At 40.3% G+C, this 12,458-nt stretch carries 12 protein-coding genes and 1 pseudogene; all 13 read left to right on the top strand.

Annotated features, from left to right (window positions below; all coding sequences use genetic code 11):
• Window positions 1-120: pseudogene (locus LZT22_RS12400) on the top strand (IS30 family transposase); the annotation flags it as partial.
• A gap of 55 nt (window positions 121-175) precedes the next feature.
• Window positions 176-1,183: a LacI family DNA-binding transcriptional regulator gene (locus tag LZT22_RS12395; protein WP_233925614.1), complete on the top strand. Its 1,008-nt coding sequence runs from the start codon at window positions 176-178 to the stop codon at window positions 1,181-1,183.
• Between the two features lie 126 nt (window positions 1,184-1,309).
• The gene (locus LZT22_RS12390; protein ID WP_233925613.1) at window positions 1,310-2,446 is read left to right on the top strand and encodes an ABC transporter substrate-binding protein; all 1,137 of its coding nucleotides are present in this window, start codon (window positions 1,310-1,312) and stop codon (window positions 2,444-2,446) included.
• 111 nt (window positions 2,447-2,557) lie between these two features.
• The gene (locus LZT22_RS12385; RefSeq protein ID WP_233925612.1) at window positions 2,558-3,367 is read left to right on the top strand and encodes an ABC transporter permease; all 810 of its coding nucleotides are present in this window, start codon (window positions 2,558-2,560) and stop codon (window positions 3,365-3,367) included.
• On the top strand, window positions 3,364-4,224 hold the full coding sequence (locus LZT22_RS12380) for an ABC transporter ATP-binding protein (RefSeq protein ID WP_233925611.1): 861 nt from the start codon (window positions 3,364-3,366) through the stop codon (window positions 4,222-4,224). The genes LZT22_RS12385 and LZT22_RS12380 overlap by 4 nt, the downstream gene beginning before the upstream one ends.
• A 1-nt stretch (window position 4,225) precedes the next feature.
• The gene (locus LZT22_RS12375) at window positions 4,226-5,056 is read left to right on the top strand and encodes an ABC transporter permease (RefSeq protein WP_233925610.1); all 831 of its coding nucleotides are present in this window, start codon (window positions 4,226-4,228) and stop codon (window positions 5,054-5,056) included.
• A 16-nt stretch (window positions 5,057-5,072) separates the two neighbouring features.
• On the top strand, window positions 5,073-5,915 hold the full coding sequence (locus LZT22_RS12370) for an ABC transporter ATP-binding protein (RefSeq protein ID WP_233925609.1): 843 nt from the start codon (window positions 5,073-5,075) through the stop codon (window positions 5,913-5,915).
• A gap of 17 nt (window positions 5,916-5,932) precedes the next feature.
• Entirely contained in the window at window positions 5,933-6,964 is a 1,032-nt protein-coding gene (locus LZT22_RS12365) for a carbon-nitrogen hydrolase family protein (protein ID WP_233925608.1), read from the top strand.
• Window positions 6,965-7,070: 106 nt separating this feature from the next.
• On the top strand, window positions 7,071-8,039 hold the full coding sequence (locus LZT22_RS12360; protein WP_233925607.1) for a tripartite tricarboxylate transporter substrate binding protein: 969 nt from the start codon (window positions 7,071-7,073) through the stop codon (window positions 8,037-8,039).
• Window positions 8,040-8,049: 10 nt separating this feature from the next.
• Window positions 8,050-8,883, top strand: a complete 834-nt coding sequence (locus LZT22_RS12355; RefSeq protein ID WP_233925606.1) for a phytanoyl-CoA dioxygenase family protein — start codon at window positions 8,050-8,052, stop codon at window positions 8,881-8,883.
• On the top strand, window positions 8,884-9,984 hold the full coding sequence (locus tag LZT22_RS12350) for a Zn-dependent alcohol dehydrogenase (protein ID WP_233925605.1): 1,101 nt from the start codon (window positions 8,884-8,886) through the stop codon (window positions 9,982-9,984).
• Entirely contained in the window at window positions 9,984-11,009 is a 1,026-nt protein-coding gene (locus LZT22_RS12345; RefSeq protein WP_233925604.1) for an alpha/beta fold hydrolase, read from the top strand. The genes LZT22_RS12350 and LZT22_RS12345 overlap by 1 nt, the downstream gene beginning before the upstream one ends.
• Before the next feature lie 51 nt (window positions 11,010-11,060).
• Entirely contained in the window at window positions 11,061-12,041 is a 981-nt protein-coding gene (locus LZT22_RS12340; protein WP_233925603.1) for a tripartite tricarboxylate transporter substrate binding protein, read from the top strand.
• The last annotated feature ends 417 nt before the right edge of the window (window positions 12,042-12,458 follow it).

Below are 12,458 nucleotides of genomic sequence, written 5' to 3'. Positions count from 1 at the left end.
GATAAGGAGCTTAGAATGATTCAAGAAGAACTAAATAGTCGCCCTAGAAAGCGCTTGGGATTTAAAACCCCCAATGAAGTGTTTATGCAGTCCTTAAACCGTGTTGCACTTCGTGTTTGAATCTACGTTACATGACAATATAGATTATAGAGATTTTAATTTACTAGAGATTTACATGAAAAAAATTCGTATTAATGATGTGGCCAAAGTTGCAGGAGTTTCTATCGCTACTGTTTCACGCGCACTCACTAAATCTTCTCTAGTAAAACCAGCTACACTTTTGCATATTCAAAAGGTTGCAAAAAAACTTGGCTATGTCACAAATGGTGGTGCAAGATCACTTTCATCCAAAAAGACTTGGACAATTGGGGCAGTTATTCCAAGTTTAGAAAATGCGATTTTTGCAAATACAGCTTTTGCACTTCAAAAGATGCTTAGAGAAAACGGTTATATGCTATTGGTATCTTGTAGCGAATATGACCTTGATGTAGAGGTAGATCTAGTTCGCGGTCTTATTGAGCGAGGTATTGATGGCCTGATTCTTGTAGGTACACGGCATAAGTCAAAGACTATTGAGTTAATTAAAAGATTCAAGGTTCCTCATGTGTTTACCTGGGCCTTTGAAAGATCTGGAAAGTTACCAATTGTTGGCTTTGATCATTCTGAAGCTACCGCTCTTGTAACGAGATATTTACTTGATCTCGGACATCGACGCTTTGGAGTTATATCTACAATTACGAGAAATAATCAGAATGCCATTGATCGCATGCTTGGAGTAGTAACTACATTGAAGCTTGCTGGAATAGAGTTGCCCCCAGAATTTATTGTTGAAGAGCCTTTTTCTTATTCTAAGGGGGCAGATGGATTTAGACAGATTTTTTTAAATAAAAGGAAACCAACAGCAGTCATTTGTCTTAATGATGTTTTGGCTATTGGGGCGATATCTGAAGCGAGAAATATGGGTTTAAAGGTACCTGAGGATGTTTCGATTACCGGTTGTGAGGACCTTGAAATTGCTGCGATGATCAACCCTCGATTAACTACAGTAAAGTACCCAACCGCGAAAATGGGTTCTATTGCAGCGCAATATATTATCAGTCAATTAAAAAATGAAAAGCCAATACTTCAGAGCATATTTCCCACGGAACTTGTAGTAAGGGAGTCATCCTGTCCTCCTAAGTAGGCTGTAAGAGAGCCATCTATGAGATGGTTGAAAGTAATTTTGGCAAACCCCTTTTTAAATTTATATTGACTTTAATTTTTATTAGCGATATAAAATGAAAACGTTTACATTTTTTTGGGGTTCTTCATGTCAAATTCCTTAGAAAAGCAGCGCAACCTTCGCAACGCCTTAGCTATCACGCTACCAAGCCTTGCATTGTTCATTTCACTTTTAGCTGCCGTTCCAAATGTTCTGGCTCAAAAGATAAATTATGGAAAACCCGGAGAGCCGATAAAGTTAGTTATTGCGCACCCATGCTGCTATACAGAAGTTTGGTCTGTTTTCGCTCAAAGTGGTAAGGAGTTTTGGAAGAAATATCTTCCAGCAGGTTCATCTGTTGAATACCTTGTGGGCTTACAAGGAGCGGTCGTTGCCAATCAGTTATTGGCTGGTCAAGCATCAATTGGATACCTTGGCGATCTTCCAGCAATTACAGCGACTACTAAGACTGAACTTTCTGATGTTCGAATTGTTGGAGTTTCTGGGTCTGGTCAAGATCAGTGCCATGTTTTTTTGGTAAGAAAAGATGCCCCTCCGTTTAAAGATTCTGAAGAGGCGATAAAGTGGGTAAACGGAAAGACTGTTGCAACACCGAAAGGGAGCTGTACTGACGAGTTTGTCCAAAAAATGTTTAAGCAATTTGGCGTTGAGCCTGCGGCGTATTTAAATCAAAATATTGAAGTTATTAGTTCAGGCTTTAGAACTGGGCGCTTGGATGGCGCAGCAATTTGGGAACCAAATGCGTCTAATCTTGTGGAGGAGGGAATGGCTAGAAGAGTTGCATCAGGTGCAACAATTAATGAGCGTGGCGCTGGCTTCATAATAATGCGTGCTGATCTCATTGAGCAACGACCCGATGTGGTAAGGGCATGGCTCCAAGCTGAACTTGATTCTCAGAAATTTATGGCTGATGAAAAAAATTCTAAGGAAATGATTGGATTTGTACGGTCACGTATTCAAGGTTTTTCTGAAGCCTCCCTAAGGAAGGCTTTATATGGAAAATATCCAAAATCTGAAGGAGGCACTGATACGCGGCTAACTCTTCCATTTGGATTTACATCAGAGGTAAACAAGGTAATAGATCAAGGCGTAGTTTTTCTTAATAAAAATAAGGTTATTAGTAGCGCAAAAATGCGTCCAGAGGCAGTAATGCCAGAATTTACCGAAGTAATTCTAAAAGAGCGAAATTTAAAAGCCCCCATCGGTAAGGTTGAAAGTCGTTAGGGCTAGAGATATTTGATAGTTTTCTTAGACGTAGAGCTAAATTTTATTTTCTAAGAGAAAATGATCTCTGAAGGGAAGTATTTAAGATTTACCAATACTACTTGGAAGGTATTGTATTGGTTTGCCAGTCCAGCACCATATCTTTTAATCGTTGGAATGGGGCTTTTTCTTGGATCATGGTTTCTATTAGTAGAAGTGTGGAGGCTTCCGAGATTTGAGAAGCTTCCGGGATTGACTACAGTTATAAAAGAGTGGCTGAATCCCGATCCAATATATGGCCTTTCTTTTTATACAGAGGATTATTACAAGCATATCTGGGTCAGTCTCAGAAGGGTTATTTTTGCATTCATTCTGGCTACGGGTATAGGTGTCCCATTAGGTCTGGCTATTGGTTGGTTTCCTAGATTTAAAGATTATGTTTTCCCATTATTTGAGGTGCTTCGACCTATACCTATCTTAGCCTGGGTCCCCATTTCACTAATAGTATTTAAGGGATCAGAGACACCAATAATTTTTCTTACATTCCTTGCTGCTTTTTTTGTAACAACTCTTAATGCAATGTTGGGTGTTCAATCCATAGATAAGTCATATTTTCTTGCCGCTGACTGCCTTGGAGCATCAAAAAAACAAGTATTTTTTCATATTGTTATACCTGGGGCGTTGCCTTATATTTTTACTGGCCTACAAATTTCTATTGGAGTCTGCTGGTTTTCATTAGTAGCCGCAGAAATGGTATCGGGAGAGTATGGACTTGGATATGTTATTAATACTGCATACTCAATGATTCAGTACCCAACAATTGCAATTGGAATGATTACACTTGGATTAATTGGATATACATCGAGTGCACTTGTGAGATTGATTGGGCGACTACTAATGCAATGGCGCGCTCGCGAACTGTCTATAGGAGGATCCAGATGATCGAGATTCCTTCATTTCAAAATATAGAGGATGCGGCCTTAAAAGGTGCAATTTCAATTCGAGATGTTGTAAAAATTTACGACCCAAAAGGGTTGGCTGTTATGGCAGTAGATCACTGCTCGCTAGAAATCAGTCCTGGAGAAATATGCATGATTGTTGGTCCTTCTGGTTGCGGAAAAACTACTTTACTGAAGGCAATAGCCGGCTTTCATGAAATATCTTCTGGCGAAATACTTCTTGATAATAAATTTTTGTGTGGCCCTGGACAGCTTAAAGCAAAGCCAGGCCCAGATCGTGTAGTCGTATTTCAGAATGGAGCATTATTTCCATGGAAGACTAATATTGAAAATGTAATTTTCGGACCGATTATGCAGGGCACTATGTCACGACCCATAGCCCTTGAAAAGGCCCGCCAGATGATGGCTGATTCAGGTTTAATAGGCGTTGAAGATAGTTATCCTGGAGAAATTTCTTCTGGCATGCGTAGAAGAGTTGAGATAGTGCGCGCCCTAATGAATGAACCAAGCGTCTTACTCTTAGATGAGCCTTATAGAGCCCTTGATTCTTTGACGAAGTCCGTAATGCATGAAGCACTTCTGCAAATTTATTATAAAAATAAAACTACGATTTTTTTTATTACCCATGATATTGATGAAGCAATTTTTTTAGGACATAAGGTTGTAGTTATGACTACTAGACCATGTAAACCAAAAAAAATTTTAGAAGTAGATATTCCACATCCTCGTGATTACAGCGTACTTACATCAAGGCGCTATCGTGAATTGATTGAAGAAACGATCGATTCCGTTCATGAGGAGGCAGAGAAGGCTTTTGCTGCTGGCGAGAAAGAGGGCTAATATGGCTGGGAGCACAATTTTTTTAAGTTCAGATAAATGGCGGAAAAAAAATATTCTTAGGGCAGCCATTTCTATATCTTTGTTTATTTTATTTCTAGAAATTTCATCAAGGTCAAATCTACTTTTTGGATTTAAAATGCCTTTTTTTGGTGATTTACCAAAGCCAAGTGATGTGGTGAAAGTTTTCGCTCAGGTAATTTTTGATTCGAGATATTGGTATAGTTGGATTGCTAGCACTTGGCGTGTATTAGGAGGTTTTTTAATTGCTTTACTGCTTGGAGTCCCTCTTGCATTATGTTTAGCACTTAATAAAACATTTAAAGGAATATTCTTCCCAATATTCGAATTTATAAGACCTATACCTCCGCTTGCTTGGGTTCCGGCTGCAATTATTTTTTGGCCAACGCAAGAATTAGCAATTATGTTTATAACATTTCTTGGCGCTTTCTTCACAATTGTGATTAATACTTTTGGAGGCGCTTTATCGATTGATCTTCGCTTTCTTCAGGCAGCTCGCTCTCTAGGTGCATCAAAATTAGATATGTTTCGGCGCATAGTGCTACCAGCGTGTATTCCATCTGTTGTTGTAGGGGCAACTATTGGAATTGGTATTACCTGGGAGGTTGTGGTGGCAGCTGAAATGATTTCAGGTGCCTCAAAGGTTGGCGGAAAGGGCGCAGGTCTAGGGCACTTAATTTGGAGCAATTATATAGGTGGGAATTATGAAATGATAGTTGTTGGTATGGTGAGCATTGGGATTGCTGGATATATTTGTAGCACTGTTATTCGATATATAGGTGGTCACTTTACAAGTTGGGAAGCATCAAAATGATTTTAGAAAAAAAGTTATGAATGATAATAATTTAATTATAAAAATTGAAAATCTGTCCCATGCTTATGGCGCCCAACAAAAAACAATACCAATCATTGAAAATTTTTCTTTAGATATTCAAATGGGTAGAGTTACAGTTTTAATAGGTCCATCAGGTTGTGGAAAATCGACGCTAGCTAGATTAATTGCTGGCTTTGAAAAGCCTGATGGCGGGAGTATTTTAATGCACGGTAAAACTGTTAGAGGACCCAGCCCAGAGCGGTTAGTTGTTTTTCAGGAATCAGCACTTTTTTTATGGATGTCTACATTAAAAAATATAAGCTTTGGACCCGACTCCCGCGGTGAAAGTTCCCCTGGAGCAGAAAATATTGTCCAAAAAATGCTAGAGAAGGTTGGGCTAAATTCATTCTCAAAAAAATTTCCATCACAACTTTCAGGTGGCATGCAAAGGAGGGCTGAACTTGCTAGAGCACTCGTTAATGGTCCAAAAGTGATGATATTAGATGAGCCATTTCGCGGACTTGATGCAATGTCAAAAGCCTTAATGCAACAACATTTTATTAGGTTAATGGCAAATAGCCTAATTAGCTGTATTTTTATTACTTCTGATATTGATGAAGCAGTACTTTTAGCAGATCAGATCGTTATAACTACAAATAAACCTTTGAAAGTAGCTGCTAAGTTTGATGTAACCATCCAAAAGCCGCGTTCTACGAAAAAATTAGTAGAAAGTGATGAAGCGAATAAATTAAAATTTCAAGCATTGGAGGTCCTTCATAAAGAAGCAATGAAATCCTTTGCCTCTGGTAGCAAAGCCGCTGAAGATTTTTTACGTGCTTATTCAATAAGAAATAATTAGTTAACAAGGTGAAAATAATGAACAAAATTACAAAATATAAAGTTGCATTAATGCATGTTGCTCCAGTATTTTTAGATACTTCAAAAACAATAGATAAGGTATGCAACCTAATAGATGAAGCAGCAAAGTCTGGTGCAAAATTGATTGTTTTCCCAGAAACATTTGTACCGGCATTTCCAATATGGAGTGCCTTAAGAGCGCCAATTTATAACCATAAGTGGTTTAAATTATTAGCAGCTCAAACTATTCAAATTAATGGTCCTGAGATTAAACGGGTTGCAGAATATGCTAAAAAAAATAGTGTTTTTGTTTCTCTTGGAATAAATGAAAGTGCTAATCAAAGTGTTGGATGTATTTGGAATTCAAATGTACTATTAAGTTCTGATGGAAATTTAATTAACCATCATAGGAAGCTAGTGCCTACCTTTTGGGAAAAATTGGTATGGGCAAATGGCGATGGTGCTGGATTGCGGGTTTGCGATACTGAGATTGGTAGAATTGGTGCCTTAATCTGTGGTGAAAATTTTAATCCCTTAGCTCGATTTTCAATGATTGCTCAAGGGGAGCAAGTTCATATCTCTACTTATCCTCCTGTTTGGCCGGCATACGATCCAAAAGAAAGTAGTTTGTGGAGTGTGGCTGACGGAATCAAAATAAGAGCAGGTGCCCATGCTTTGGAGGCCAAGGTTTTTAACCTTGCCTGTGCCGCCTATATGGATAAAACTATGTTGGATATGTTGGCTGATGGTGATAAGGAAGCGGCAAGAATATTACTTGACAGTCCTCGTGGTGTCTCGCTTATAATGGATCCTATGGGACGCGTGATTAGCGAAATAATGCAAGACTCAGAGGGCATTCTATATTCTGAAATAGATTTGTCGCTTTGCGTTGAAGCTAAGCAACTTCATGATTTATCAGGTTATTATAATCGTTTCGATATTTTCCAGTTAAAAGTAAACCGAACTTCGAATTGTCCCGCAATCTTTATTGATGGGGATAGTACATACGATAATATTGATACAGAAGGGAGGCGTGAAGAGCAAGAATAATTTACCTAATCTGCCGAACGGGCTAGGTGCTTAAATCATTAACAACTTTATAGAAGCTGCTAAATTGACAGTAGTTCAAGTAGCGAACTATTTTTTTAGGCCATTTATGAAAATTAAACTCATTGCCATATTACTCATTCTTATGCCTATTGCGGTGATGGCTCAGTATCCTGAACGTCCGATTACCTTTGTTGTGCCATTTGCAGCAGGCGGCGCAACTGATACACTTGCGCGAAATTTTGCAGAGCGCATGTCAAGAGGTGCAAAACAGCCAATTGTGATTGAAAATATTCCTGGTGCAGGAGGAACGGTTGGTTCGGCTAAGGTAGCAAAGTCAAAACCTGATGGCTATACTTTTCTGGTGGGACATCTCGGATATATGGCTGCAGCGCCAGGGTTATATAAACAGCTTTCCTATGATCCAGTAAAAGATTTTGACGCTGTTGCTCGCTTTCCTGATACGCCGATGGTATTAATCTGTGGACGGGAAAATCGACTTTCCAATATTAAGACTTTAATGGATTATGCAAGAGCCAACCCTGGAAAAGTTAATATTGCTAACGCGGGGGTTGGGTCAACCGGACATCTGGTAGCAGCATTGTTTGCAAGTTATTTGAAAACTGATGTTATGCACGTGGCTTATAAAGGAAATTCTCAAGCGCTAACCGATATTATGAGTGGACAGGTTGACTGTATGTTTGATCAATCAAATACTGCTTTACCTCAGGTTCGTGGTGAGCGTGTAACTGCAACAGCAGTTACTTCTCGCGAGCGTTTGACGCTAATGCCATTAGCACCGACTTTAAACGAATCTGGCATCTCTGGATTTGAGGCCTCGACATGGTACGGTATTTACGCCCCAAAAGGTACTGATCGAGCGCAGATAAATTGGCTTCTTGCACAGTTTAACGAGGCTATGTCTGATGGTGTGTTTGTGGGAAAGTTGATTGAGCAGGGATATGTCCTCGTAAAACCAGAACAACGAGGCCCTGATGCCTTATCTGTACATACCCGAAAAGAGGTTGATTTTTGGAAAAAGGTAATAACAACAGCAAATATCCCTCTTACCCAATAGGAGTTTTTTTATGCTTAATGCACTCTCTAAAAAGACCCTTGATTTTTATAAGCGAACAGGTTATTACGCTCCTGTGAGAGTAATAACTCTCCAAGAAGCGAGCTCCTATCGCCAGCAACTAGAGGCTTATGAGCAGTTATCTGGAGCACCACTACAAGGTAGGATGCGAGTTAAGTCACACCTATTATTTACTTGGGCCGATAGTTTGGTCCATCATCCAAAAATTTTGAATGCGGTAGAGGATATTATTGGCCCTAATATTCTCTGTTGGACATCCAATTTTTTTATTAAAGAACCGATGAGCCCAGGTTTTGTATCTTGGCATCAAGATGCAGCATATTGGGGGCTTGAGCCAGATGATGTGGTTACTGCTTGGGTTGCGCTTACGGATAGTAATCTACAAAGTGGCTGTATGAAGGTGATGCCAGGAACGCATTTAGAGTCTCACATTACCCATATTGATACATTTGATGAAAATAATATGTTAACGCGTGGACAAGAAATTGCTGTTGAGGTGGATGAATCAAAGGCCGCTAATTTAATGCTTGAGCCTGGCGAAATGTCATTACATCACATCAAATTAGTCCATGGGTCAGCACCCAATAATTCGCTAAATCGTCGTATAGGATTTGCCATTCGCTATATACCAACACATGTACGCCAGACTAAGCAGCGTGACTCGGCAATGCTATGTAGAGGCGTTGATTTAGATGGAAACTTTGATCTTGAACCTAGGCCATTAAAGGATATGGACGCCGCAGCAGTAGCCGCACATGCTGACGCTGTTGATCGTAAAGTTGCAGTTCTTCTTGATGGCGCAACCAAGAAAACACTTAGAGCTTAGATGCGATTTAAGGCGGCAATTTTAAAGAAAATTTCAGAGCCTTTAGAGATTGAGGAAGTTGAGCTTATTTCTTTAGCACCTAATGATGTTCTTATACGTAATTACGCTAGTGGTCTGTGCCATACTGATCTTGAGGTAATGCAGGGCAGTCTTACTTATCCACTTCCAATCGTACTTGGACACGAGGGGTCTGGCATTGTTGAGGAAGTTGGAAAAGATGTAACAAATATTAAACCAGGAGATCATGTCATTGCCTCTTGGAACCCGCATTGTGGGAATTGTTTTTACTGTGATCGCAATGAGCCAATACTATGCGAGCCATTCACGCGCGAACAGCCGCGTGGCAAGATGCTTGATGGTAGTTCGCGGTTACGATTAGGTTCTGAAACGCTATATCACTTTGGTATTGTTTCTTCGCATGCCCAATATTCAGTCGTTCCGAATTCTGGAGCTATTGTTGTGCCCAAGGGAATTCCGTTTGATCGCGCCTGTTTAATAGGCTGTAGTGTGATGACGGGCGTGGGGGCTGTCGTACGTAAGGCTAAAACTCAAGCAGGAGATTCCATTGCTGTTATTGGATGCGGAGCAGTTGGTCTCAATGCAATTCAAGGTGGGAAGATTGCGGGTGCAGAACTTATTATTGCGATTGACCAAGATCCAGCGCGCCTTGAAATAGCAAAAAATTTTGGCGCAACCCACTTAGTTATTGCAGGAGATCTAACAATTGATGAGGTAAAAGATTTAACGGCAGGAAGGGGTGCTGATGCTGTATTTGAGGCAGCCGGTGCTGAGAGTACGCTACAACTTGCATTTGAAATTACCCGCCCTGGCGGACAGCTTGTCATTCTTGGTAAAACTGAGCAAAATCGTAAAGTTAGCATTCGATTTGGGTCAATGATGGGGGAAAAACGAATTGTACGATCATCGTATGGCGGAGCAAGGCCACAACGCGATTTCCCATGGCTTGCTGAGCTGTATCTAGATGGTCATTTGAAATTAGATGAACTTATTTCATTGCGCTTACCACTAGACAAGATTAATGAAGGGTTTGATGGGATGAAACGCAGAGAAGTAATTCGTGCTGTTCTTGAACTAAGCTAATGCGCCATCCTCCATTTTTAGCTGGTTGGATTGACCGTGAACATCAAGAATGTTCGATTGGTGATTTAGTGCTTGAGTCTGGTAAAACCTTGCTTGATTGCCACCTTACTTGGGTCGAACATGGGTCTCGCAACGCAGAAGGAAATAACACAGTACTTGCTTGTTGCGCTATTGGCAGCTCACATCATCGTCTTGATTTTCTTATTGGTGAAGGTAAGGCACTGGATCCATCGAGTTTACATATCATTGTGATCGATGCGCTTGGCAATGGTCTTTCAAATTCTCCGTCAAATAGCCTCTTGCAGTCCGGCACTTTATTTCCTGCTATCACTATTCGAGATATGGTGCAGAGTCAATATTGCCTTCTTCAGCTTTTAGAGATAACGCAATTACATTGTGTAATTGGCGCTTCAATGGGCGGTATGCAGGCTCTTCAGTGGGCGGTAAGTTACCCCGATTTTGTGAATAGTGTGGTAGCTATGACTCCCATGGCCCGCACATCGCGCTGGTCTCAATTAGTCAATGAGTTATCTCGGCGCGCACTTTTTATTGATAAGGCATGTATTCGTGCTCGGCCACTAGAAGATGCTAAGCAGCTATGGCCAGTATTAACTCAACTCATAACACCATTAACCCCCGCAAGAATTGAAAATTTCCCCTCTCAAGATGATTTATTAGGGCACATTACTGAACTTGAGAATCAATTTTTAGAAAGTAGCCCAGACCCCTTTGATTGGTTAGCCCAAACACGCGCTTACGATGCACATGATTTGGGGACAATTGCCAGATTTGGTGGAAATACCAATGCAGCGTTGGCATCAATTGCCGCATCAACATTGGTGCTCGCACCCCCTTTGGATCTGTATAACCCATCAGAATGTGCGCAAGCAGCAGCAGCTATGATTCCTAACGCGCAATTTATTGAAATTCCCTCAATTTATGGACATCGCTCTGCAGCTGGTGATGATAAAAAGGCCACAAATTTTATTAATCACGCAATAGTAGATTTTCTGGCAAAAATTTAAGTAAACATTAAAGTATGAGCCGCTTTAACTAATTTTATAAGGCAAAACAGAATGATGAATTTAAATAATAAAATTTTAAGAACTTTACTAAATTTAATTTTTATTTATTTTTCGATTTCAAGTAGTTTTGCGCAATCGAATATCCGGCCAATCCAGATGCTAGTTGGTTTTCCGCCTGGACAAGCTACTGATCTAATAGCACGCGTACTTGCTCAACAATTATCAAAGAAAATTAATAGGCCGGTGATTGTAGAAAATAAACCTGGACAGGGCGGAAGCATTGCTTTGGGTATTCTTGCTAAGTCTCCAGCAGATGGAAGTGTCATTTCCTTTTCTGCACTTGCATCTTATGCAATTAACCCTCATTTGTATAAAAGTGTGCCATATGACACATTTCGAGACATTGCGCCTGTGGCCTTGGTCGCTGATATACCAGTAGTATTAGTTGCCAATGCAGACTTTAAACCTAAGACATTTACTGAATTTATTACTTATGTAAAAGCAAATCCAGATACTGTTATGTATTCTTCATCTGGCAATGGCACTGTTTCACATTTGGGTATGCAAGATTTGAAAAAGCGTGCAGGCCTTGAAATGTCCCATATTCCTTACCAAGGCAGTGCGCGTGCTATGGCTGATCTTGTTTCAGGGCAAGTGCAAGTTGGAATGGACTCTGTAAGTGCGACCAAGCAATTGATTGATGCTAAAAAGCTCAATATCTTAGCTGCAGCATCCCTCAAACGTTTGCCGATGTTTCCAGATGTGCCTACAATTAGTGAATCAGGGTTTCCTGGTTTTGAAGTTGCTGCCTGGGTTGGAGTTTGTGCTCCGGTCGGTACGCCAATGACTGAGCGAGTACGCTTAAATCAAGCGATTACTAAGATTGTTAATTCATCTGAATTTAATGAAAAATTAAAAACAATTGGAGCAATACCTCACCCGAGTTCTATCGAAGAATTTACTAAGTTCATAAAATCTGAATATGATCGCTGGGGAATCATTGTTAAGGCTACTGGTGCAAGTGTAGAGTGAAAGCTAGATTATTTGGTGCTTTTTGGTCCCATGTTCAAGTTCTGGTAGCTTTACCAAGATTTTCAATCCCACCCAAGAGTCGAACCCATTACTCACAAGAAAACACCTAGTGTGCAAAGAGCTAATCAGCTTGAACGCCAAGATCTATATGGGCCTAATGGGTAAAACAGCGGATTATAGGAAATTGTTCCAGACTAGGATTATGAAACGGCCCGCAAAGCCTTCTATATGGTGGGTCGGGCGGGATTCGAACCCACGACCAACGGATTAAAAGTACAGAACTCTAATTTGGGGGTGTACTAAATTTTGTGTAAACGGTCTAATAATGGGTAAAAGCCCACTCCATAGGAGTAATGATGATGACCGAAGCAGCAAAACGAGCAGTACCCCAAGAACTCATTGATAGCCTGCTGGCAG

This window comes from Polynucleobacter sp. IMCC 29146, from assembly GCF_021395195.1.
GTDB lineage: Bacteria > Pseudomonadota > Gammaproteobacteria > Burkholderiales > Burkholderiaceae > Polynucleobacter.
Note: the sequence above shows the minus strand (reverse complement) of the source record. Positions and strands in the feature narration are given on the sequence as shown.